22 protein-coding genes and 2 riboswitches are annotated in these 23166 nt (G+C 71.7%); of the genes, 8 read left to right on the forward strand and 14 right to left on the reverse strand.

The features are described 5' to 3' along the window. The first annotated feature begins 251 nt into the window (after window positions 1-251). A complete protein-coding gene (locus SACE_RS27280) occupies window positions 252-713 on the forward strand; it encodes a GtrA family protein (RefSeq protein ID WP_009948223.1) in 462 nt (153 codons plus the stop codon). Window positions 714-851: 138 nt separating this feature from the next. On the opposite strand, the gene SACE_RS39535 is transcribed toward SACE_RS27280, so the two are convergent. From SACE_RS39535 to SACE_RS27315, 8 genes are all read right to left on the reverse strand, one after another. Then, entirely contained in the window at window positions 852-3311 is a 2460-nt protein-coding gene (locus SACE_RS39535) for a glycosyltransferase family 2 protein (RefSeq protein WP_011874806.1), read from the reverse strand. Continuing rightward, a complete protein-coding gene (locus SACE_RS27290; protein ID WP_011874807.1) occupies window positions 3308-4282 on the reverse strand; it encodes an NAD-dependent epimerase/dehydratase family protein in 975 nt (324 codons plus the stop codon). Before SACE_RS27290 ends, SACE_RS39535 begins: the two co-directional genes overlap by 4 nt. A 120-nt stretch (window positions 4283-4402) precedes the next feature. Next, window positions 4403-4837 carry an SRPBCC family protein gene (locus SACE_RS27295; RefSeq protein WP_009948219.1) on the reverse strand — a complete coding sequence of 145 codons (435 nt, stop codon included), beginning with the start codon at window positions 4835-4837 and terminating at the stop codon, window positions 4403-4405. A gap of 44 nt (window positions 4838-4881) precedes the next feature. Beyond that, window positions 4882-5715, reverse strand: coding sequence for a phosphoenolpyruvate hydrolase family protein (locus SACE_RS27300; protein ID WP_009948217.1), 834 nt, complete (start codon window positions 5713-5715; stop codon window positions 4882-4884). Window positions 5716-5720: 5 nt separating this feature from the next. Then, entirely contained in the window at window positions 5721-6956 is a 1236-nt protein-coding gene (locus SACE_RS27305) for a Tm-1-like ATP-binding domain-containing protein (RefSeq protein ID WP_009948215.1), read from the reverse strand. Between the two features lie 165 nt (window positions 6957-7121). After that, entirely contained in the window at window positions 7122-7439 is a 318-nt protein-coding gene (locus SACE_RS27310; RefSeq protein WP_011874808.1) for a YbaB/EbfC family nucleoid-associated protein, read from the reverse strand. A gap of 170 nt (window positions 7440-7609) precedes the next feature. Then, window positions 7610-7765, reverse strand: coding sequence for a hypothetical protein (locus tag SACE_RS38460; RefSeq protein WP_009948212.1), 156 nt, complete (start codon window positions 7763-7765; stop codon window positions 7610-7612). Window positions 7766-7892: 127 nt separating this feature from the next. Further along, window positions 7893-9071 carry an acyl-CoA dehydrogenase family protein gene (locus SACE_RS27315; protein WP_009948211.1) on the reverse strand — a complete coding sequence of 393 codons (1179 nt, stop codon included), beginning with the start codon at window positions 9069-9071 and terminating at the stop codon, window positions 7893-7895. A 138-nt stretch (window positions 9072-9209) separates the two neighbouring features. Here SACE_RS27315 and SACE_RS27320 point away from each other — a divergent pair, with 138 nt between their 5' ends. The 5 genes from SACE_RS27320 to SACE_RS27340 all read left to right on the forward strand — a co-directional run bounded on the left by SACE_RS27320 (window position 9210) and on the right by SACE_RS27340 (window position 15231). After that, window positions 9210-9872: a TetR/AcrR family transcriptional regulator gene (locus SACE_RS27320; protein ID WP_009948210.1), complete on the forward strand. Its 663-nt coding sequence runs from the start codon at window positions 9210-9212 to the stop codon at window positions 9870-9872. Window positions 9873-10048: 176 nt separating this feature from the next. Further along, window positions 10049-10142, forward strand: a riboswitch (glycine riboswitch). Between the two features lies 1 nt (window position 10143). Continuing rightward, window positions 10144-10248, forward strand: a riboswitch (glycine riboswitch). A gap of 119 nt (window positions 10249-10367) precedes the next feature. Then, window positions 10368-11471, forward strand: a complete 1104-nt coding sequence (gene gcvT, locus SACE_RS27325; RefSeq protein WP_009948208.1) for a glycine cleavage system aminomethyltransferase GcvT — start codon at window positions 10368-10370, stop codon at window positions 11469-11471. Between the two features lie 37 nt (window positions 11472-11508). After that, the gene (gene glyA / locus SACE_RS27330; RefSeq protein ID WP_011874809.1) at window positions 11509-12789 is read left to right on the forward strand and encodes a serine hydroxymethyltransferase; all 1281 of its coding nucleotides are present in this window, start codon (window positions 11509-11511) and stop codon (window positions 12787-12789) included. 282 nt (window positions 12790-13071) lie between these two features. Beyond that, window positions 13072-14463 (forward strand): amino acid permease, encoded by a 1392-nt coding sequence (locus SACE_RS27335; protein WP_011874810.1) that lies wholly within the window; start codon window positions 13072-13074, stop codon window positions 14461-14463. A 216-nt stretch (window positions 14464-14679) separates the two neighbouring features. After that, on the forward strand, window positions 14680-15231 hold the full coding sequence (locus SACE_RS27340) for a PH domain-containing protein (protein WP_009948132.1): 552 nt from the start codon (window positions 14680-14682) through the stop codon (window positions 15229-15231). Window positions 15232-15252: 21 nt separating this feature from the next. Here the strand turns inward: SACE_RS27340 and SACE_RS38465 are convergent, their stop codons facing one another. The 3 genes from SACE_RS38465 to leuA form a co-directional block, all read right to left on the reverse strand. Then, on the reverse strand, window positions 15253-15402 hold the full coding sequence (locus SACE_RS38465; RefSeq protein ID WP_009948131.1) for a hypothetical protein: 150 nt from the start codon (window positions 15400-15402) through the stop codon (window positions 15253-15255). Between the two features lie 55 nt (window positions 15403-15457). Beyond that, window positions 15458-15625 carry a hypothetical protein gene (locus SACE_RS38000; RefSeq protein ID WP_157355949.1) on the reverse strand — a complete coding sequence of 56 codons (168 nt, stop codon included), beginning with the start codon at window positions 15623-15625 and terminating at the stop codon, window positions 15458-15460. A 149-nt stretch (window positions 15626-15774) separates the two neighbouring features. After that, the gene (gene leuA, locus SACE_RS27350; RefSeq protein ID WP_009948128.1) at window positions 15775-17505 is read right to left on the reverse strand and encodes a 2-isopropylmalate synthase; all 1731 of its coding nucleotides are present in this window, start codon (window positions 17503-17505) and stop codon (window positions 15775-15777) included. Between the two features lie 189 nt (window positions 17506-17694). Here leuA and SACE_RS27355 point away from each other — a divergent pair, with 189 nt between their 5' ends. Then, on the forward strand, window positions 17695-18381 hold the full coding sequence (locus SACE_RS27355; protein ID WP_009948127.1) for a FadR/GntR family transcriptional regulator: 687 nt from the start codon (window positions 17695-17697) through the stop codon (window positions 18379-18381). Window positions 18382-18437: 56 nt separating this feature from the next. On the opposite strand, the gene SACE_RS27360 is transcribed toward SACE_RS27355, so the two are convergent. Further along, the gene (locus SACE_RS27360) at window positions 18438-19571 is read right to left on the reverse strand and encodes an MFS transporter (RefSeq protein ID WP_009948126.1); all 1134 of its coding nucleotides are present in this window, start codon (window positions 19569-19571) and stop codon (window positions 18438-18440) included. A gap of 178 nt (window positions 19572-19749) precedes the next feature. Here SACE_RS27360 and SACE_RS27365 point away from each other — a divergent pair, with 178 nt between their 5' ends. After that, window positions 19750-20640, forward strand: coding sequence for a LysR family transcriptional regulator (locus SACE_RS27365; protein ID WP_009948125.1), 891 nt, complete (start codon window positions 19750-19752; stop codon window positions 20638-20640). 85 nt (window positions 20641-20725) lie between these two features. Here the strand turns inward: SACE_RS27365 and SACE_RS27370 are convergent, their stop codons facing one another. Further along, complete coding sequence (locus SACE_RS27370; protein ID WP_009948124.1) at window positions 20726-21400, reverse strand: DedA family protein; 675 nt, start codon at window positions 21398-21400, stop codon at window positions 20726-20728. Between the two features lie 207 nt (window positions 21401-21607). Next, complete coding sequence (locus SACE_RS27375) at window positions 21608-22906, reverse strand: reverse transcriptase family protein (protein WP_011874813.1); 1299 nt, start codon at window positions 22904-22906, stop codon at window positions 21608-21610. Window positions 22907-23166: the final 260 nt, after the last annotated feature.

The raw sequence follows: 23166 nt of genomic DNA on the forward strand, positions 1-23166 counted from the left end.
ACGTCCTTCGGCGACGCCGCACCCGGCGACATCGGCCGTTGAATACAACACCGCGCATGCTCTCATCGAATCTTCGATCGGCGAAGCCCCAGGGTTGCGCCGAGCAGGAGGCGACGCCGCGGCGCCCAGCGCCGCGTGCGCTCCGTGTCCGCGTGGCAACTCCGCGTTCTGCCGGTGTTTCCCGGCGCCGTCCGCCGTCCGCCGGTCGGTATCGTTCGGTGCCGGCCGGTGGACGTCGAAGGGGAACGCTCGTGTCGCAGACCGCCCAGGAACGCAGCAGCGCGGAGACGCCCGCGCGCCGGTACTGGCGGCTGCTGAGCCGGTTCGCGGCGGCTTCGGTGGTGGCCACCGGCGTGAGCCAGGTCGTGTTCGTGACGTCGTTCGCGCTTGGTGCGGTCGCGGTCGTCTCGACGGTGCTGGCCTGGCTGGCGGGCGCGGTCCCCAACTTCCTGCTCAACAGGCGCACGTGGGGTGGTGGCGGCAGGTCGGCGCTGCGCGGCGAGATCCTGCGCTACGCCGTGATCTCGGTCGGCACCGCGCTGCTGGCCGCGGGCGCGACCAGCGCGGCGGAGTCCCTTGCGGTGTCGGCGTTCCCCGGCTCCCGGACGCCGCAGGTCGCCGTGGTCTGGGGCGCCTTCCTGGGCACCTACCTGGTGATGTTCGTGGTCAAGTTCTTCCTGGTCGACCGACTGGTGTTCGCCTCCCGCCGCTGACGGCCCGTGAGCCTTCAGGTCGGTGTAGCAGCCCTGAGAAGTGCATTCAGAACGCGTTGCTCGGGCGGTCACCCAAGACCATGAGCTTCGCTCATGCTCAAAGCATCCCGAAGGACTCACGGGCCGCGGCGGTCCGCCTCAGCGGTCGGCGGTGACCGGCTCCTCGACGCGCACGGGCGCGGACGCGGCGGTGCGGCGCTCGCGCAGCCAGGTGCCGACGACGACCTTCAGGTAGCGGTAGCCGTAGAGGAAGTTGTTGCCCTTCTTGCTCTCCCCCGCCGTCCTGGCCAGCATCGCCATCGGCTGCTCCAGCACCCGGTAGCCGCGCGTGAGCACCCCGACCAGCAGCTCCGAGGACTGGTACTGGCGCTGGCGCAGCGTGACCGAGTTGGGCACCTCCACCTTCATGCCCCGGAAGCCGAAGGAGGTGTCGGTGATCCGCTGCCCGGTCATCGCGCTGACCATCCACGCGAAGAAGTAGGTGCCTGCGCGGCGCATCAGCTGCGGGCGCTCGCTGCTGCCGAGCCGGCGCGAGCCGGTGACGAAGTCGGCGGAGTCGTCGACCAGCGGCTGTAGCAGCTTCGGCAGCTCGGTGATGTCGTACTGCCCGTCGGCGTCGGTGGTGACGATGTAGCGGGCGCCCCGCTGGGCGGCGAGCCGGTAGCCCAGCCGCAGCGCGGCACCCTGCCCGCGGTTGACCGGCGCGACGCAGGTGTGGGCTCCGTGACGAAGGGCGACCTCGGCGGTGCCGTCGGTGGCGCCGTCCACGACGACCAGCGTGTCGACCTCCAGCCCGCAGCTCGCCGAGGGGATCGCCTCCAGGACCCCGCCCAGGGCTTCCTCCTCGTTGTAGGCGGCGATCAGCACGACGACCGGGGCGAACCGGTGGTCGCCGTAGCGGTCGGCGAACGCCTCCAGCGCGAGCCGGTCGACCCGGTCCGGGAACTCCCCGGGCTCGGTTCGCCCGGTGGCGGTGCCGGTGTCGCTGGTCGCGGGGCTGTTGGTGGAGGTCGGGGACATCTCGCGCTCCTTAGCGGGGGTCGTCGCGCTCGGTTCGGGTACGCGGCAGGCCGCGTCGGCGGTGGCTTCGGGGGTGCGGGAGGTCGTGTCCGGTCCCGGGCCGCCGCGCGTCCCGGCCGGGTCGGTGTCGCGGCGGCCGGTGATGGCGGTGATGCCGAGGGCACCGGCGAGGGGCAGCAGCACGAGACCGGGGAGCTGGTAGCGCCACGAGAACTCCATCGCCGCCGCGGTCAGCAGCACGGTGGCGGCGAGTCCGGTGGGCAGCAGGCACAGCGCGCGCAGGCCGGAACGCCGCGCCCGGCCCGCGCCGAGCAGCGCCAGCACGCCGACGGCGAGCGCGCTGCCGAGCACGATGCCGGGCGTGTAACCGCCGCCGAGCTGGTAGGCGCGCAGGAAGCCGGCGAGTTCCGGGTCCGCCGACGGCTTCACGTCACCGTGGTGCTCGGCCCATTCCGCGACGTACCACTCGGCCCCGTACATCGGGTAGGTCGTCTGGAACTGCCAGCGGTCCAGCGGGACGTCGCCCGGGCTCTGCGTGCGGGTCGGCGCGAAGCCCTTGAGGAAGTCGGTCGCCACCCCGCCCGCGATGTCCATCGGCTGGTGCAGCAGCACCTTCCTGGCCAGCGATCCCTGTGCGGCGACGTAGTCGAAGTCCTCCGGCAGGGCCTGCACGTTGGCGGGGATGTTGTAGAAGTGGATGTAGTAGTCGATCCCGTTGCGCTCGCGGACCTCGCGCGGCTCGTCGGGGCATACCACCTGCTCGTCCGGCGTGAGGTCCAGCGCCTCGCAGTCGGCGACGGCGGCGGCGCGGCCGTAGACGACGCTGCCGGTGTGGCCGCCGAGCGCGAGCACGCCCGTCCAGGACAGGTGGTAGAGCGCGTAACCGAGGATCACCCCGGCGAAGACGCCGGCGAGCGCACCTGCCGAGACGAGCCGCCGCTTCCAGCCGTCCCGCGGCCGCAGGCCGGCCGCGAGCAGCACGAACACCGCTGCGGGCACCACCAGCGTCAGCCCGACGATGCGGACCAGCACCGAGAGCGCGAGCACGCCGCCCGCGACCGCGGCGGGCACCGGGCCCGGGGTGCCGCGCCAGGTGAGCACGACGACCACCGCGAGCAGCAGGAGCTGGAACAGCAGGTCGGACATGATGTTGTGCTCGATCTGGAGCTGGTAGGCGTCCAGCAGCACCGGTGCCGCCGCGAGCGCGGCGATCCACCGCCGCACCCCGAAGCGGTGCAGCAGCGCGTAGACCGCGGCGCCGAGCGCGAGACCGAGCAGGTGCTGCACGGCGGCCACGAAGGCCAGGTTGCCGACCACCAGCAGCGGACCGAGCAGCAACACCTCGTAGCCGATCGGGTTGATCCCGCCGGGGAAGAAGAACCCGAGGTCGTCGAGGTAGCGGAAGGAGTCGATGTAGAGCAGCGCGGGCTGGTAGGCCAGCTGCACGACCACCCGCAGCGCGGCCCCGGCGACCAGCAGCGACGTGATCAGCCAGTGCCTGCGCAGTGCACTCGGCCACTGGTGCCTCGGGGTGGCCGACCAGTGCGCCCGGGGCGCGCTCACCGACGTCGCGGTCATGCCGTCCCGGAAGCGCCGGCCGCGGCCTGGAAGTCCTCCCACACCGTGCGCAGGCCGTCGGTCAGCTCGACCGAGGGGGTGTAGCCGAGCTCGCGGCCGGCCTTGGCGACGTCGACGATCACCGCGGGCATCTCGCCGTTCTTGGCCGGGACGTGGGTGACCGGCAGCGGCCTGCCGGTGGCAGTCCGGACGGCCTCGATCAGCTCCGTCACCGAGATCGAGCGGCCGGCGCCGATGATCGCGGTGCCGCTGTACTGCTTGTCCCAGGCCGCCAGAACGCCCCGCACCACGTCGTCGACGTGCACGAAGTCGCGGCTCTGCGAGCCGTCGCCGTAGACCTCGACGCCGGCGCCCGCCAGCGCCGCGCGCATCAGGCGCGGGATGAAGCTGTCCTTGTGGCCCATGCCCGGGCCGTAGATGTTGGTGAAGCGCAGCGCGCAGGTGGCCAGGCCGTAGGCGCCGGCGTAGCCGGAGAGCAGCATCTCGCACGCGGCCTTGGTCGCGCCGTAGGGCGTCAGCGGGCGCAGCGGCAGCGACTCCGAGATCGTGCCGCGACCGATGTCGCCCACGACGGCGTTGGTCGAGGCGAGCACGAACTGCCCGAGGCCGCGCAGCCGCGCCAGTTCCAGCAGTTCCTGGGTGACCGCCACGTTGGCCGCGTAGGTCTCGGCGGGCCGGTCGACCGAGCGCAGCACCGAGGTGATCGCGGCCAGGTGGACGATTCCGGCGGCGCCCTCGGTCACGGCGGCCTCCCGGGCCGCCGGGTCGCCGAGGTCGCCCGCGACGTGGGTGACCAGGTCGCCGCGGAGGTCCTCGGGCAGGGGCTGCTGGTCGATCACGGTGACGGGGGTGCCGCGTTCGACGAAGGCGCGCACCACGGCCCGTCCGACGAAGCCCGACCCTCCGGTGACCACGACCCGGCCGCCCGGCTGCGCGGCGTCTGCTTCGGGGGAACTAACGCTGCTTGGCACGCGCCAGACTCTAACCGGCGGAGTCTTCGCTTCCGCGAAGCCGTCCGGCGAACGCGGCGCGTGCCGGGGCCCACCCGCTGACCAGCGCAAGTGCGATGGGACGCGCCCGCGCGGCCGCCGCTACGCGCCGTAGCGCCGCTGCAACGCCCTGAAACCGGCGCCGTACACGTCCTTGCCGAACTTCTCGTCGAGGGACGCTTCGTCGGCGGCCTCCGAGTCGTACTCGGAGTACCACTCGGCGAAGGTGTGCCCCCTGTCGGTGACCGGCGCGAGCCGGAGCGTGGCGACGTAGCGGCGGACCGCGAACGGGCCCTCGAGCATCTCGTAGGTGCACGAGCGCTGGATGTCGTCGAGCGCGCTCAGCCGCTCGCGGACCAGCGCGCCGTCCGACAGCGTCAGCGCGCGGACGCACCCGGGCCGGGCGTCGCCGCCACCCTCGATCTCGCTCGCCGCGACCTCCGGGTGCCACCGCGGCAGGCCGTCGAACTCGCGCACCAGGCGCCACACCTCGTCGGCCGACGCGGGGATCACGGCGCTTGTGTAGGTCCTGGCCATCGTTCCTCCTCGCGGGTACCGGCGGGACCGTCCCGCCGGAGGGCTCAGCGGTCGCGGATCTCCAGGTTCGTGAAAGCCCGGGTCTGCTCGGTCAGCGCGCGCTCGGCGGGCAGCCGCTCCATGCTGCTGGCGCCGTAGAAACCGTGGCAGCGCTCGGTGCGCGCGAGCACGTACTCGGCGTCCTCCGGCATCGAGATCGGACCGCCGTGGCAGAGCACCAGCACGTCCTCGCGCACCTCCGCCGCCGCGGCCGACCACTCGTCGATGAGCGCCACGCAGTCGTCGAGGCTCTTGGCGGTCTCCGCGCCGATCGACCCGCCGGTGGTCAGGCCCATGTGGCAGACGATGACGTCGGCCCCCGCCCGGGTCATCGCCCGCGCGTCGTCGGAGGAGAAGACGTAGGGCGTGGTGAGCAGGCCGGCCTCGTGCGCGGCGGCGACCAGCTCGACCTCCAGCGCGTAGCTCATGCCGGTCTCCTCCAGGTTCGCCCGGAAGGTGCCGTCGATGAGGCCGACGGTCGGGAAGTTCTGGATGCCCGCGAACCCGAGGTCGCGCAGCTCCCGCAGGAAGCGGTCGCGCAGCATGAACGGGTCGGTGCCGTTGACCCCGGCCAGCACCGGGGTGCGGCGGACCACCGGCAGCACCTCGCGCGCCATCTCCACCACGATGTCGTTGGCGTTGCCGTAGGCCAGCAGCCCGGCCAGCGAACCGCGTCCGGCCATCCGGTAGCGGCCGGAGTTGTACAGGACGATCAGGTCGATCCCGCCGTCCTCCTCGCACTTGGCCGACAGCCCCGTCCCGGCACCTCCGCCGATGATCGGCTCGCCCGCGGCCACCTTCGCGCGCAGTCGCCGCACGATCTCGGCCCGGTCACCCACTGGTGTCACTCCCGCTGTCCTTCCTGGATCGTCCCGGCGCCGAGCACCTCTTCGAACGCGGTGAGCACGGCATCGGCGAAAGCCGGATCGTTGATGTTGTGCGGTACCCGGACGATGCGCCGGTCGCCGTCCTGGCGGAGCTCGGACTCCAGCACCTCGAACAGCACGCCGTCGGCGTCCGGGTCGTGGAACGGCTGGCCCGGCGCGTCCAGCAGCGACACCCCGCCCTCCGGCAGCAGGAAACGCACCGGTCCCCGGCAGGCGTTGAGCTTCGCGGCGATGAACGAGCCGATCTCGCGGCATTCGTCCGGCGTGGTGCGCATCAGCGTCACCTGCGGGTTGTGCACGTAGAGGTTGCGGTCGCGGTAGCGCTCGGGGACCGTCTCGAAGGCACCGAAGTTGACCATGTCCAGCGCGCCGCACGAGCCGACGTAGGGCACGCCGGTGCGGGCGATGGCGTCGAGCCTGCCTTCACCGGCGCTCATCACGCCGCCCGCGACCAGGTCGCAGACCTCGGTGGTGGTCAGGTCGAGCACGGCGCCGATCAGGCCGTCGTCGACGAGCTTCTCCATGGCCCGGCCGCCGGTTCCGGTCGCGTGGAACACCAGCGGGTCGTAGCGCGCCTCCAGCCTGCTCGCGACCTCGGTCACGCACGGGGTGGTCACCCCGAACATCGTCAGCGCCACCGCCGGTTTGTCCTCAGTGGACGCGATGTCGCCGGTCATCGCACCGGCGAGGGCGTGCGCCGCGTTGCCGAGAACGCGGCGGGAAATCCGGTTCAGCCCGGCGACGTCGGTGACCGACGGGAACATCGCGATGTCGGTTGCGTCCACGTAGGACGACACGTCGCCGGAGGCGACCGTGGAGACCATGACCTTGGGCACACCCACCGGCAGCGCCCGCATCGCCGGCGTGCACAGCGCGGTACCGCCGGAGCCGCCCAGGGCGATCACACCGCCGACGGCGCGGCCCGCCAGGAACCGTTCGAGCGCCACGGCCATCGCGGTGACGGCGGTGCCGCGGTCGCCGGTGAACACCGCGGCGGCACCGTCCGGGTGGTGCCCGGCGACCTCGACGTTGCCGACGTCGGCGGGCCGGGCGTCGGCGGTGCCGGTCTCCGGGCCCGATGTGCTGACGTCGACGGTCACCACCGGAACGCCGCGCGCGGCGACGAGCCCGGCCACGTAGCCCAGCTCGGCGCCCTTGGTGTCGAAGGTCCCGACGACGTAGGCGGTGTCCATGCGCAGCCTCCGCGACTCGGTGATCGTCGTCGCGCGCGAGCCTACTGATGCCGGGAGCTCGGCACAGTCCGTCGATCAAGCGAAGGCGGCGGCTGCGGAGCGTGCTGATGTCCGGTCGCGACGCCGGCGGCCGCTACTGCTCGAGGTCAGCGACACCCGCCGCTGCTACTGATCGAGGTCGTCGAGGCGCTTCTGCGCGGCGGCGATGTCGTCGGCGACCGCGCCGATCGCCTTCTCGAACCCGGCGGTGATCTTGTCCAGCTCGGCGTCGAGCGCGTCGAACGCGCTGCCGCCCGCCGCGTGCAACTTCGCTTTCAGGTCGTCCAGCGCCGAGTTCACCGCGTCGCGCACGAGCTCGCCCGCCGCCTCGTGGTCGCCGGCGAAGAAGCCCGGCGCGAGCTCGACCCGCTCGACCCTGCCGTCGGCCCCGACCGCCACCTCGACCGCACCGTCCCCGGCCGCACCGCTGCCCTGGATCGCCATGCCCTGCTCCCCCACCGCTTGCCTCCGGACGTCGTCGGGACGGTTGTTTCCGCGCACCATCCCACAAGTTCCCGCCGCCCCGGCAACCCGACCGGTAGCCCGTAAGCGTGACGGCCGGTGGCCCGGAGCGCTGGGCTCCGGGCCACCGGCCGTCCGGGTGGGACCTCAGGTCAGCGGTGGCCCTTGCCGCCGCCGAACAGCTTGTTCTTGACCTGCTCGATCTTGTGCTTGTTCTTCGGGTCCGAGGCGTACTTCTTGGCCTGGTTCAGCGCCTGGCGCCCCTGCGGGCTCTTGGCGAAGTCGGCCACCTTCTTGAACAGCGACATCACGGCTCCTGCGATTCGGATCAGGTCGTGTCCAGGGTACCGACACCGGGGTGCGCCACGCCGCCACCGATCTGCCCAGGTGGGCACGAACCGGTCATCTCGACGCACGCAGCGCGCGAGCACGCCGTCAGCCGAGCACGCCGCTGACCGAGGCGTGGCCCTTGAGGAGGTTGCGGGCGATGGTGCGGCGCTGGATCTCGTCGGTGCCCTCGAAGATCCGCAGCAGCCGCAGGTCCCGGTACCAGCGCTCGACCGGCAGCTCCCTGGTGTAGCCCATGCCGCCGTGGATCTGCATGACCCGGTCGACGATCTCGTTGGCCCGCACCCCGCCGTAGAGCTTGGCGATCGACTGCGCGTGCCGGGAGTCCATGCCCTGGTCGACCTGCCAGGCGGCCTGCAGCACCAGCCAGCGCAGCGCCTCGATCTCCACCGCCGAGTCGGCGATCATCCACTGGACGGCCTGCCGCTCGGCGATCGGCTCGCCGAAGGTCTCCCTGGACCTGGCGTAGTCCATGCCCATCTCCAGCAGCCGCTCGCAGTTGCCGAGCGCCCGCGCGGGCAGCAGGTAGCGGCCCCGGCCGATCCACTGCATCGCCAGCGCGAAGCCCTTGCCCTGCTCACCGAGGATGTTCGCGTCCGGCACACGCACGCCGTCGAACACCAGGGCGGCGGGCTGGCGCTCGCGCTCACCCATGATCTCGATCGGCTCGGACTTCCAGCCCATGTCGCGGTCGACCAGGAAGCAGGTGACCCCGCCCGCGGCGCCCTTCTCCTTGTCGGTGACGGCGAAGACCATCGCGAAGTCGGCGTCGATGCCGCCGGTGATGAAGGTCTTCTCGCCGTTGATCACCCACTCGTCGCCGTCCTTGCGCGCGGTGGTCCGGATGTTCTTGGCGTCGGACCCGGCACCCGGCTCGGTGATCGCGAAGCAGGACTTGCGCTCGCCGGAGATCGTCGGCAGCAGGTAGCGCTGCTTCTGCTCCTCGTTGGCGTGGTAGAGGATGTTGTCGGCGTAGCCGCCGAAGCGGAACGGCACGAAGGTGCGGCCGAGCTCGACCTCGATCAGCGCCGTCATCACCGCCGACAGGCCCATGCCGCCGTACTCCTCCGGCGTCTGCACGCCCCAGAACCCGGCCTGCTTCGCCTTCTGCTGGAGCCCGGTGAGCTCGGTCGTGGTCAGGCCCGCTTCACCGGCGCGTTCGCGGCGCAGCACCTCCTGCTCCAGCGGCATCAGCTCCCGCTGCACGAAGTTGCGCACCCAGTCGCGGATGTCGCGTTCGGTGTCGGAGAGGGCGAAGTCGACCATCTGGGCTTCCTTTCCGGGAACGGGGTGCCTGCGTGGCGCCCGCCCCGACTGGCGGGGCCGTAACTAACGACGTTAGTTTTGTGGCAGCCTAAGACCGCCCCGGCGACGGCCGCAAGAGGCGACCCTTGGAGACCGACCGTGCCCAGACCCAGCAATCCCCTGCTTTCCGCCGACCGGATCCGACGGGCCGGGCTGGAGATCATCGACGCGCGGGGACTGGAGGGCCTGTCGATGCGCGGGCTCGCCGACGAGCTCGGGGTCAAGGCGGCCTCGCTCTACAACCACGTGCCCGCCAAGGAGCAGCTGCTCCAGGAGATCGCCGACGACGTCACCGCCTCGGTCGACGTCTCCGGGTTCGAGGTCGACTGGCCGACCGGCATCCGGACCTGGGCGCGCTCCTACCGCGCCGCCCTGACCGCGCATCCGAACCTGGTGCCCTACATCGCCTCCGGGCCCGCGCGGCGCGAGGCGGCGCTGCGCCGGGCCGACGCCGTGCACGGCGGGCTGACCAGGGCGGGCTGGCCGCAGCGCTACGCGACGATGATCGGCGCCTCGACGAAGTACCTGGTCGTGGGCTCGGCGATGGGGTCGTTCTCGGGCGGGTTCGTCGACGACGCCGAGGTCTACGACGAGCGCTTCCCGCACCTGGACCGCGCGCACCTGCTGCGCGAACACGCCGCCGAGATCGACAACGACAGCTTCGAGCTGGCCCTGGCGGCCCTCATCGACGGCCTGCACCGGCTGTACCACGACCTCGTCGACGGAGACGGCCCGCAGGTGCGGGCCCGACCGGAAGGCTGAGCCGGACGGCGGAGCGAGAACTGCCCCGGATGGCTGTGCGCACGCCACCGCGAAGACGAGGCCGGTGCGGCGCCGAGAACGTTCACGGCGCCGAGATCACTCCGGCGTCCTGTTGACTGGGCAACCCCGTCTACGTAGCGTCCTCGGCCAGAACGACAACCGAACACCGCAGCCGAAGACGTCGTGCGGGAGAGTCCTCACCAGCGGATGAGGCGCCGAAGGAGCAATACTCCCCGCCAAACTCTCAGGCCCAGTCACCGCACGGCACCAGGCTGAACACGGAGAAAAGCAGGGGCGCGCGAGCGCCTCTCGCCCAAGGTGCAAGCCGCGCGTTCCGGCGTGGTGAAACTCTCAGGCCAATGACTCCGGGGAGACCGCCGACCAGCGCATGCCCGCGCGGGTCGCAGTCGAGCTGGCCCGGATAAGGTAAGGCCGAAGTGAGCGGCCCGGCTCTGGACTGCCGACCGGCGCCCCCACCAGGAGGAGTTCCGCACCATGTCGTCGCCCCGGCAGACACCCCTGCACGAGATCCACGAAGCGCTCGGCGCCACCTTCACCGAGTTCGCCGGCTGGCGGATGCCGCTGCGCTACACGGGCGACGCGGCCGAGCACAACGCGGTGCGCACCGCCGCGGGCCTGTTCGACTTGACCCACATGGGTGAAATCCGCATCAGCGGCCCGCAGGCGCCCGAGGCCCTGGACTACGCGCTGGTGGCCAACGCGTCGGCCATCACCGTCGGCCGTGCCCGCTACACCATGATCTGCAACTCCGAGGGCGGCGTCCTCGACGACCTGATCGTCTACCGGCTGGGCGAGCAGGAGTACCTGGTGGTGGCCAACGCCGCCAACGCCGCGGTGGTCTCGGCCGAGCTGGCCGAGCGGGTCGCCCGGTTCGAGGCGAGCCACGAGGACGTCTCCGACGACTACGCGCTCATCGCCGTGCAGGGCCCGAAGGCGGTGGACATCCTCGCGCCGCTGACCAGCACGGACCTGAGCACGGTCAAGTACTACGCCGGTTACCGCAGCGAGGTCGCCGGCGCGCGCGTCATGCTGGCCCGCACCGGCTACACCGGCGAGGACGGCTTCGAGCTGTTCACCTCCCCCGCCGACGCCCCCGCCGTGTGGCAGGCGCTGGCCGACTCCGGCGCCGAGCACGGGCTGCGCCCGGCCGGGCTGTCCTGCCGCGACACGCTGCGGCTGGAGGCGGGCATGCCGCTGTACGGCAACGAGCTCTCGGCGGAGCTGACGCCGTTCCACGCCAACCTCGGCCGGGTCGTCAAGCTCGACAAGCCCGGCGACTTCGTGGGCAAGGCGCCGCTGGCCGCGGCCGCCGAGAAGCCCACCGAGCGCAAGCTCGTCGGCCTGCGCACCGACCAGCGCCGCGCCCCCCGCCACGGCTACCGGGTGCTCGACGCCGGCGGAGCCGAGATCGGCGTCGTCACCAGCGGCGCGCCCTCCCCGACCCTGGGACACCCGATCGCGATGGCCTACGTCGACCGGGACCACGCCGAACCCGGCACCGCCCTGCAGGTGGACATCCGCGGCACGGCCGTCCCGGTGGAGGTCGTCGCACTGCCCTTCTACCGCCGCAACGCCTGACCAGCCACCGAAGCCGAGATCCAACAGGAGGCAAAACATGTCGACACCCGGACAGTTCAACAGCGAGCTCTCCGCCGTGGACCCCGAGGTGGCTGCGGCGGTGGGGGCCGAGCTGAACCGTCAGCAGACGACCCTGGAGATGATCGCTTCGGAGAACTTCGCGCCGCAGGCGGTGTTGCAGGCGCAGGGTTCGGTTCTGACCAACAAGTACGCCGAGGGGTATCCGGGCAAGCGCTACTACGGCGGTTGCGAGCACGTCGACGTCGTCGAGCAGCTGGCCATCGACCGGGTCAAGGAGCTCTTCGGCGCCTCGTTCGCCAACGTGCAGCCGCACTCGGGGGCCCAGGCCAACGCCGCGGCGATGTTCGCGCTGCTCAAGCCCGGTGACACGATCATGGGCCTGGACCTGGCCCACGGCGGGCACCTGACCCACGGGATGCGGATCAACTTCTCCGGCAAGCTCTACAACGTGGTGCCCTACCACGTCGGCGACGACGACCACCGGGTCGACATGGACGAGGTGGCCCGCCTGGCCCGCGAGCACCGGCCGCGGCTGATCATCGCCGGCTGGTCGGCCTACCCGCGCCAGCTGGACTTCGCGCGGTTCCGCGAGATCGCCGACGAGGTCGGCGCGTACCTGATGGTCGACATGGCCCACTTCGCCGGGCTGGTGGCCGCCGGGCTGCACCCGAACCCGGTGCCGCACGCCCACGTGGTCACCACCACCACGCACAAGACCCTCGGCGGCCCGCGTGGCGGGGTGATCCTGTCGGCCGACGAGGAGTTCACCAAGAAGTTCAACTCCGCGGTGTTCCCCGGCCAGCAGGGCGGTCCGCTGGAGCACGTCATCGCGGGCAAGGCGGTGCTGTTCAAGCTCGCCGCGGGTGAGGAGTTCCGCGACCGGCAGCGGCGCACCCTGGAGGGCGCCAAGATCCTGGCCGAGCGGCTGCTGGCCGACGACGCGGCCCGGGCCGGGGTCCGGCTGGTCTCCGGCGGCACCGACGTGCACCTGGTGCTGGTGGACCTGCGCGAGGCCGAACTGGACGGCAAGCAGGCCGAGGACCGCCTGCACGAGATCGGGATCACGGTCAACCGCAACGCGGTGCCCAACGACCCCCGCCCGCCGATGGTGACCTCCGGCCTGCGCATCGGCACCCCGGCACTGGCCACCCGCGGCTTCGGCAAGACCGAGTTCACCGAAGTCGCCGACATCATCGCCGAAGCCCTCAAACCCGACTTCGACGAGGCCACCAGCGCCAAGCTGCGCTCCCGGGTGGAGGCGCTGGCCGCCGGCTTCCCGCTCTACCCCAACCTGTAAACGCACGACCACGCGAAGCCGCATTTCGTCCGATTCCGGACGGAATGCGGCTTCGTGCTGTCCACAGTGGTGTCCCCCTTTCGGCCACAATCCGAAAAAGGCTTACCCGAAAACGCATTCCTCCCTTGCGGGCTCCAGCGCGATAGCCCAATATCTCGGCAAGCCAGGCGCACCCGGGACGACGTGCCGCGTGCCGGTCGACCGCCCGCGCGCCGCACACCGACCGCGTTGGAGAACAGCAACGGCTTCCACAAGAAGCTCGGCTCGAAGGAGTTCGTTTCAATGTCAGAGCCAGTGGCCGAGGAGTACCGGAAGGATCTGAGTACCCGGCACATCAACATGATCGCGATCGGTGGTGCGATCGGTGTCGGGTTGTTCCTCGGTTCGGGCAAGGCGCTCAACCAGGTCGGGCCCGGTCTGATCCTCATCTACGCCGTCGCGGGTCTGATGATCTTCTTCGTGATGCGGGCGCTGGGCGAGTTGCTGATGTACCGGCCGGTGAGCGGGTCGTTCGCCGAGTACGCCGGGGAGTTCGTGGGCCCGTGGGCGCGGTTCGCCACCGGGTGGGGCTACTGGCTGGTGTGGATCGTGACCGGCATGGCCGAGATCACCGCGGTGGGCGAGTACTTCCAGTTCTGGTTCCCCCACGTGCCGCAGTGGATTCCCGCGCTGGGCGCGCTGATCGTGCTCTCGGGGGTCAACCTGATCGCGGTCAAGCTCTTCGGCGAGTTCGAGTTCTGGTTCGCCCTGGTCAAGGTCGTGGCGATCGTGGGCCTGATCGTGCTGGCCGCGGCGATCCTGGCGTTCGGGTTCTCCGACGTCGGCGACACCGCGGCGGTGTCGAACCTGTGGGCCCACGGCGGGATGTTCCCCACCGGCTCGACCCAGGCGCTGCTGGCGTTCCAGATCGTGATGTTCGCCTTCATCGGCGTGGAGATGGTCGGCCAGACCGCCAGCGAGAGCGCGAACCCGCAGAAGGTGCTGCCGCGCGCGGTCAACTCCATCATGTGGCGGATCCTGATCTTCTACGTCGGTGCGCTGGCCGCGCTGTGCGCGCTGGTGCCGTGGAACCAGTTCCCCGCCGACGGCAGCCCGTTCGTGCACGCCTTCACCCTGATCGGCATCCCCGCCGCGGCCGGCGTGGTCAACTTCGTGGTCACCACCGCCGCGCTGTCGTCGTGCAACTCCGGGATCTATTCCACCGGGCGGATGCTGCGCACCCTGTCCGAGGACGGCCAGGCCCCGCGGGCGGTGTCCAAGCTCAGCTCCCGGGCGGTGCCCGCGCGGGCGATCGCGGTGACCTTCGTGGCCATGCTCATCGGGGTCGTGCTCAACTACTTCGTGCCCGAGCAGGCCTTCACCTACATCACCAGCGCCTCCACCGTGGGAGCGATCTTCACCTGGGGCATGATCCTCATCGCCCACCTCGGCTACCGCCGCAAGGTCGCCACCGGCACCCTGCCCGAAGGCACCTTCCGCATGCCGCTGGCCCCCTACTCCAACTACGTCGTGCTGGCCTTCCTCGCCCTGGTCGTGGTCCTGCTCGCCTTCGACGCCGAAACCCGCATCGCCCTCTACATCACGCCGGTCCTGGCCGTGGCGATGGTCGTGGGCTACCTCGCGACCCGCAACAAGCAGCAGTCCCCCGCGCCGGCTGAACAGCCGACCAAGTGATCCGGAGCCTGTGAGTCCTTCGGGTAGCTCTGGCAACCCGAAGGACTCACAGGTCGCTCCGCCTGCGCCGCCCGGCCGGGAGCGTCCACTGCGGACCGACCGTCCTCATAGGACCGGCGACCGGTCTCGGGCTGACAGCTTTGCCGGATATCCCGCGGACGAAAAGTGACGACAACAATCTGGTCACCACCTCCGTCCTGCGGGAGAATCCCCTTCATGCCGCCGCACACCGACATGCTGGTCATCACCCGCAGTGCGGCCGAGGAGCGGCGGGTGCAGCGGTCGTCGCTGGTCAGCATCGTGTGCCTGCTGCTGAGCTCGACGCTGTGCGCCACGTTGACCGTGGGCTGGCTGACCGGGACCATCGTGGGAATTCCCGGTCTTTTCGCGTTTCTCCCGCTTTTCGCATCGGTGCTCGGGCTCTACGTGATGTGGACCGAGATCCGGATGCGCCGGCTGAACCGCGCGATGCGCAACCTCCAGCTGGCGCTCACCTCCAAGGGCGTGGCCTACCGTTCGTGCGCGGGAACGTTCTTCGCACCCTGGTCGGCGGTGCGCCAGATCCGCTTCCGCCGCCACCTGGGCACCGCCTTCGTGGTGGTCGACGCCCTGGACTGGGGCGGCCCGGCCGCCGAGGTCGGCAGGCTCAACCGCCTCGGCCGCGTGGGCAGGCTCGCCCTGCCGCTGCCCGGCAGCGGCGTGGACACCGGCCAGGTCTGGCAGTCGGTGTACTACCTCAGCGACGGCGCCGTGCAGGTGCGCAGCTAGCCCGACTGTGGCCGGCGGGTCCTACTGCCCTTCGCCCTCAGGGGCCAGCTGCGCCGCACCGCTGAGGTCGCCCAGGGCCTGGGTGAGCGCTCGGTATGCCCGCATGACGCGGTTCTGCCCGTCGGCGAAGGTCCGGGCGACCTCGTAGTAGTCCTCCGGGCGGACGTTCAACCGGCGTCGCCGGGCCGGGGCCGGGCGGCGGTGCCAGCGAGGTCGGGCGCACGGCTCAGACCTGCCAGATCCTCGAGTTGGCGCGGACCGCAGAGGCCTGGTTCCCGTGCGCGGTCACCAGCAGCCGGTGCATCTCGCGCACGTTCTCGCGCATCCCGGCCACCGCCGCGTCCCACTCGTCCTGCGCCGCGCTTCGCGACTCGCACTCGATGCTTGCGAGCACGCTGAGAAGGGCCGCCAGGAGGCGTGCACGGGCCTTCTCAGGCACCACGCCGTGCCCGAGGCCATCGCCACCGAGGGTTGCAAGCGCGGCGCCCAGCGGGGCTGACACCAGGGGGCCGGGACACGCGCCGTGTCCCGGCCCCGCCCGGTTCAGCTTCCGGCGGTCGCCGAGTTCGCCGCGCCGAGCACCGCGGCGAGACTGGCCGCGATCACCGAGTCGTCGATGCCGACCGCCCACCGCGTGCTCGCGCCGACCCGGTGCTCCAGGTAGGTCGCGGCGCGCGCCCGGTCTCCCGCGCCGACCGACTGCTGGACCAGGTTGACGATCTCCACGTCCCGGCCGTGTTGGGCGAGCATCCGCACCAGCGCCGAGACCGCGCCGTCGGCGGTCACCTGGTGGGCGACCGGCTCGCCGTCGACCTCCAGGGTGGCGCGCAGCCGGTCACCGTCCGGGCCGTGCCCGATCGACCACTCCTTGAGCCCCACCGCACCGGGGACCAGGTACTCCGCGGCGAACAGCTCCCAGAGCGTCGCCGCGTCGACCTCGGTGCCGGTTTCGTCGGTGTGGCGCTGCACGACGCGCGAGAAGTCGCGCTGGAGCCCTCGCGGCAGGTCGAGCTGGTGCTCGGTCTGCATGACGTGGGCGATTCCGCCCTTGCCGGACTGGCTGTTGACGCGGATTACGGCTTCGTAGTCGCGCCCGATGTCCTTCGGGTCGATCGGCAGGTAAGGCACCTCCCACCTGGCCTGCTCCACCGGCACTCCCGCTCGCGCCGCCGATTCGGCGTGTTGGCGGAACCCCTTGCGGATCGCGTCCTGGTGCGTGCCCGAGAACGCGGTGTGCACGTACTCGCCCACGTAGGGATGGCGTTCGTGGACACCGATGCGGTTGCAGTGCTCGACCGTCTCGCGCACCGAGTCGACGTCGGAGAAGTCGATCATCGGGTCGACGCCCTGCGCGTGCAGGTTCAACGCCAGCGTGACCAGGTCGACGTTGCCGGTCCGCTCGCCGTTGCCGAACAGGCAGCCTTCGACCCGCTGCGCACCGGCCAGCACCGCCAGCTCCGCGCACGCGACGCCGGTGCCGCGGTCGTTGTGCGGGTGCACGGACAGGATCACGTGCTCGCGCCGCGCGAGGTTGCGGTGCATGTGCTCGATCTGGTCCGCGTAGACGTTGGGGGTGGCGACCTCGACCGTCGCGGGCAGGTTGACGATGACCGGACGTCCCGGCCCGGCCTGCCACAGCTCGGTGACGGAGTCGCAGACCTCGAGCGCGAATTCCGGCTCGGTCTGGTTGAAGACCTCGGGTGAGAACTCGAACCGCACGCCGTCTCGGCCTTCGGCGCAGCGCAGCACGTCCTGGACCCCGGTTCGGATCATCTCGCGCAACTCGTCGCGGCCGGTGCGCAGGACTACGTCGCGCCAGACCGGCGCGGTCGCCGTGTACATGTGCACGATGACGCGGTCGAGGCCCTCGATCGCCTCGAAGGTGCGCTCGATCAGGTCGCGACGCGCCGGGGTGAACACCGAAACGGTCACGTCGTCGGGCACCAGGTCCGAGTTCGCGAGCATGCGGACGAAGTCGAAGTCGGTCTGCGAGGCCGACGGGTAACCGACCTCGATCTCCTTGTAGCCGATGCGCACGAGCATCTCGAAGAAGCGGCGCTTGCGGGCGGGGTCCATCGGTTCGGGCAGCGCCTGGTTGCCGTCGCGCAGGTCGACCGGCACCCACAGCGGGGCCTCGGTGATGCGGTTGGCGGGCCAGGTCCGTTCGACCGCGGGCACCGGCACGCGGTCGAAGACGTCGCGGTAGCGCTGGTGCGGCATGCCGGAGGGGCGTTGCGGGTTCCACGCGGGAGTCGCGTGCTTCCGGGACTTCATGGGTGACCTTTCGGGAGAACACCGGACGGTGGACCGGCGTGCGCGACCTCCCCGCAGCAGGTCGCCGGCCCGTCAGCCCCTGCCGCGGCGAGTAAGCTCGCCCCGCGTCAGCCACCAGGTCGTCATCCGCATGGCGATCAACCTATAACAACTCAGGTCCTCAGACAACCTTGTAACCGGAGGAACAACGTGCCCCCGCTGCGTCGCAACCCGCTCTCGGGCCAGGCCACCCAGGCGATGATGGAACTGATCACGGGCGGGCAGTGGCCGCTGGGCCGCAAGATCCCCAGCGAGACCGCCCTGGCCGCCGAGTTCGGCATCGGCCGCTCGACGGTGCGGGAAGCGCTGCGCGAGCTGGCGGTGCGCGGGCTGCTGGAGGCCCGGCAGGGCTCCGGGGTCTTCGTCGTGGGGACCGAACCCGTCGAGGAGTGGTCGCTGGTCGTGCGCAGGGCCGAGATCACCGAGGTCGTGGAGGGCCGCATCGCGGTCGAGACCGAGGCCGCCCGCCTCGCCGCCGCCAAGCGCACCGCCGACGACATGCGCGCCATCGAGGCCGCCAACGGTGCCCGCCAGGCCGCGGGCGACGGCTCGGCGGAGGCGTTCGTCGACGCCGACATCGCCTTCCACCGCGCCGTCGTCGACGCCGCCCGCAACTCCGTCATCACCGGTCTGTTCGTCTCGCTGACCCCGCGCGTGCGGGAGGCGATGCTCGACGTGGTGGCGGTGGTCGAGGACTCCGGCGAGCCGCGGCCGGTCGACCGCACCGAGCACCAGGCGATCGTCGACGCCATCGGAGACGGTGACGCCGACCGCGCCGCACGCGTCACTCGCGAACATCTCGGAAAGGTGCTCGGCTACCTGGACAACCCGCAGTGATCCCTTGCAGGGAGAGGGTTTCCGCTGCACTGGTCACGGCCACCCACCTGGGTGCTTCAGAACTTCCCGGAGGCCGGAGCCTTTCCCAGCGCCGCGACGGCGAGTGCCGCGAGCGCCAGTCCGCCGGCGACGTACATCACCGCGCCGACTCCCGCGGCGTCCACGACCTGACCGCCCACCAGCGCACCGAGCGCGATGACCGCGTTGAACACCCCGACGAACAACGCCGAACCCGCCTCCCGCGCCTCGGGCACCGAGGCCAGCACCCAGGTCTGCGTGCTGACGGACACGCCGCCGTAAGCCAGGCCCCACACGACAAGCAGCACACCGGCCGTCAGGACCGATCCGCCGATCAGCGGGACGAGCAGCAGGGTCGCCGCCAGCACCGCGCTGATGACCACCAGCGTCGCGCGCGGAGAACGCGCCGAGCCCGCGCCCGCGGCGAAGTTGCCCAGCACGCCGGCGATCCCGTACGCCAGCAGCAGCGTGCCGATCATCCCGGCGCCGGCACCGGACAACTCCTCCAGCGCCGGCCGCACGTAGGTGTAGGCGGCGAAGTGCGCGGCGACGACCAACCCGACCAGCACCAGTCCGGTGCGCATCCGCGGGTTGCGGACCAGCGCAGGCACACCCCGCAGCGCGACCGCCTGCTCCGCGGGCAGCTTCGGCAGCAGCACCAGCATCGCGACCGCGACGGCCGAGGCCAGCGCGCCGATGCCGACGAAAGCGGCCTGCCAGCCGGCGAGCTCCCCGACGTAGGAGCCCGCGGGCACGCCGAGCACCGATGCCATCGCGATGCCGCTGAACACCAGCGATGTCGCCGGTCCCACCGACCTGGCGGGCACCAGCCGCGCCGCGATGCCCGCCGAGATGGCCCACACCGCGCCCATGCCGACGCCCACCAGCACGCGCGCCACGACCATGACCTCGAAGCCCGGCGACCAGGCGGCGAGCAGGTTCGCCGCCGCCAGCGACGACATCAGCGCCACGAGCACCGCCCGGCGGTCGAACCGGCCGAGCACCGGCGTCAGCAGCGGAGCAGTCACCGCGGCGACCAGGCCGGTGATCGTCAGCGTCAGCCCGGCGGTCCCCTCGCTGACGCCCAGCGCGGCCCCGATCGGCGTGAGCAGGCCGACCGGCAGCATCTCGGAGGTCACGACCGTGAACGTCCCGAGCGCGACGGCGACCACTCCCAGCCATCCCCGCGTCACCGACGGTCGCCGTGCCGGTGCCTCGTGTGCGATTTCCGCGACTTTCCCCATGACCGCAAGGCAACCCGTCGCGCCGCGCGGGAACAACGGCGAATCGCTGAACCTTCCATTAGGCGTACTGATCGATGCGCCGGCCTGCACCGCTGAGGAGAACCCCTTGGAACGCCTGGAGATCCGCGAGCTGGAGTGCTTCCTCGTGCTCGCCGAGGAACTGCACTTCGGCCGCACCGGTGAGCGGCTGTACGTGTCGCAGGGCCGGGTGAGCCAGCTCCTGCGCTCGCTGGAAAGGCGGATCGGCGGCGCTCTGGTCGAACGCAGCAGTCGCCGGGTGCGGCTGACGCCGCTGGGCGAACGCTTCCTGGCCGGTCTCCGCCCCGCCTACCGCGAGCTGTCCGACGTGGTGGCCGACGCGCGGACCGCCGCGCGCGGCGTCGAGGGCGAGCTGCGGATCGGTTTCCAGGGCAGCGCCGACGAGCGGGTCACCGACGCCATCGAGCTGTTCCAGCGCACGCATCCGGGTTGCGCCACCGAGATCGTGGAGATCCCGCTGTGCGACCCGTTCGGACCGGTGCGAAGCGCCGAGGTCGACGTCGCGGTGGTGCTGCTGCCCGTCGACGAGCCCGGACTCGTGCTCGGGACGGTGTTCTCGGAGAACCAGCAGACTCTCGCGATCGCGGCCCGCCACCCGCTGTCGGACCGCGCCACGCTGTGCGCCGAGGACCTCGCCGAGCTGCCGTTGATCGGGTTCGGTGGGCCGGCTCCGGAGTACTGGCGGCGTGCGCAGGCTCCACCGTCCACGCCCGGTGGACGGCCGGTTCCCGCCGGGCCGGCCGTCCGCTCGTTGCAGGAAGGGCTGACCCTGGTGGCCGCAGGCCGCGGCGCGATGCTCCTGTGCCGCCCGACCGCGGCCTCCTGCAACCGCGGCGACATCCGGTTCGTACCCGTGACCGGGCTGCCCGCGTCGCGGCTGGGGCTGGTCTGGCACCGCGACCACGAGACCGCGCGCAGCCGGGCGTTCGCCCGGGCCCTCACAGACGCCGCGGCGTGAGGCCCAGTCGGGCGGAGGCCCGGTCGAGCCGAGGCCGGTCGGGCTGAGATCCGGTGAGGCCAAGGGCCGGTAGGGCTGAGTCCCGTCAGGCCACCGCTTCGACGTCCTCGGGTTCGGCCGGCGGCTGCTGCTGGGCGGCGGCCTCGAGCTTGCGTGCGCGCGAACGCTTCCACAGCCACACGCCCACCCCGGCCAGGACCAGCGCGCCGAGCACGATTCCGCCTGCGCGGCCGAGGACCTGCTCGATGTACTTGGCCGACGCGCCCGCGCCCCAGCCGATGCCCACGTGCGTGAACGACCACGCGGCGGCGCCGATCAGCGACGTGGCCAGGAAGCGCCCGTAGCCGAGGCCGCTGACCCCGGCGGCGGCCGGGGTCATGGTGCGGGCGAAGGGCAGGAACCGGCCGACGAGCACCGCGCCGATGCCGTACTTGCGGACCAGTTCGCTGGCCCGGTCCCAGCGGTGCTGCCCGAGCCTGCGGATGGCCTTGGTCTCGCGGATGCGGAAGCCGTAGCGGCGACCGAGCCAGTAGCCGATGCTGTCGCCGGTCGCCGCGCACAGCGCGACCGTCGCCGACAGGGTGAGGAAGAACGGCAGGTCGGTCACCGCGGCCGAGGCGATGAGCAGCCCGCTCTCGCCCGGCACCAGGAATCCCAGGCCCAGCGTGCACTCGCCGAGCACCAGGGCACCGGTGACCAGCACCAGGAGCGGTCGTGGCAACCCGGCGATCGCCGCCAGGAAGTCGCTGATGAAGGTCACTGGTCTCTCTCCTACGCGCTGATCGGCAACGGGCGCCACGCTACCGACCCCGGCGCGCCCGCAGGTCCGGAACTCCCCTTGCTCCGACCCTGAAACCCGGACCACGGGGTTGGGGGCGACCCTTACCCGGAAAGTCGAGGCGCGGCGCGTTCTCCCGCTGTTTCCCCGATGTTTTCCCGTTTTGCCGTTCAGCGCGGAGAGTGCCGCTCACCAGTTGATGCGGTCGAACAGCTCCCCGAGCTTGCGCGCTCGGCCCGGGTGGTTGATCCCCACCCACGCGATGCGGCCGAGCAGGTGCGACCGGAAGTCCGGGTGTGCCTCGTGGTTCTGGGCCTGCGGGCCGGTGCGGGCGCAGTTGTGCAGCAACGCCCGCAGTGCGTCGTACTCTGCGCGCGGCGCCACCGCGCGTCCGTCGTTGACGACGAGCCCGGCGATGCGCTGGCGCTGGTGCGGCGCGAGAACGCGGGTCTTGCTCTGGCGCAGTCGCAGGCCCTCCGCTCGCACGATCGCGGTGACACCGCGCAGCAGCGCCGCGACCGGAAGTCGCCGGTCGCCGGAGAACGCGAGGTCGTCGGCGTAGCGGGTGTAGGTCGCGCCGAGCGTTCCCGCGTACGCGTCGATCCTGCGGTCGAGGCGGTGCATGAGCGCGTTGGCCAGCGCGGGTGAGCTGGGCGCGCCCTGCGGTACGTGCGCGGCGGCGAGCCGGCCGAGCAGCCGGCGCCGGGCGTCCACTTCGGACTCCCGGACGCGCGGTGCGGCGGCCAGCACGTCCCGCGGGGTGGCTGTGGTCAGCAGGCCGCCGATGGCCCCAGCGACCGCGCCGGGATACCCGGCGGCGCGCATCGCGCGGCTGATCCGGGTGAACGTCAGCGACGCGAAGAAGCCCTCCACGTCGACCCGAACCAGGAAGTGCCGCCCGGCGTGCTCGGCGGCGCAGGTGGCGGCCGAACGACCGCGCCGGAAACCGTGGGCGGCCTCGTGCACCGGCATCGCGTCGACGACGCGGCGGGTGATGCGGCGCTGGAGTTCGGCCAGGCGCGCTTTCGGTTGCTCGATCAGGCGGATCCCACCGCTGCGGGTGCGCATCCAGCGGCAGCGGTAGTGGCGCAGCGGCGGGTGCGCGTGGCGCAGCCATCCGCCGCGGTCGGCGAACCACATCAGCTCGCCGACGTCGAGGTCGAGGCCGTGGGCGAGCTGTTCGGCGGTGTGCCAGCGGGCGACCGGCCACCGCCACCCCGGCGAGAGTTCGACCTCCAGCGCCGGCCTCGGCGCCTTCGGCAGCGCGGCGGTCAGTTCCGGCACCGCCACGAGGAGCGCGAGCAGTTCCTCGGCCGACTCGGGCGGCTCCGGCACGTGAGCGAGCAGCGTCCACGCGAAAGCATCCGATGCCCCGCCGTCGCGGCGGAAGTGCCGGAGGAGCGCCGCGGCGAGCTCGGACTGCTCCCAGGCGTCGGCGTTGACGGCGGTCTCGGCGAGCGCGCGCAGCGCCACGTCCTGCCAGATCACCACTTCTCCATCGCCGTTCGGGGTGCGGTGGCGCGGCGGCGACCCGATCTGCGTTCCCCGGCGCGCGGACAGACGCGGCAGCGTCTCCCAGTGGCGCGTCGGACGCCGTGCTCGACTGCGTTGGTACTCCCCGAGGTTGCCTCGGAGCGGTGCCCGCCCGGCACCGGACGCCTCGGCGTCCGGCAGCGGACCCGCACCCGCTCGCCGCCCGCGCCACCGCACTGGCCCGACACGCTACCCGCCGGCGCAAGGCCGCGGTG

Origin of the sequence: Saccharopolyspora erythraea NRRL 2338, assembly GCF_000062885.1 — a bacterium.
Lineage (GTDB): Bacteria > Actinomycetota > Actinomycetes > Mycobacteriales > Pseudonocardiaceae > Saccharopolyspora_D > Saccharopolyspora_D erythraea.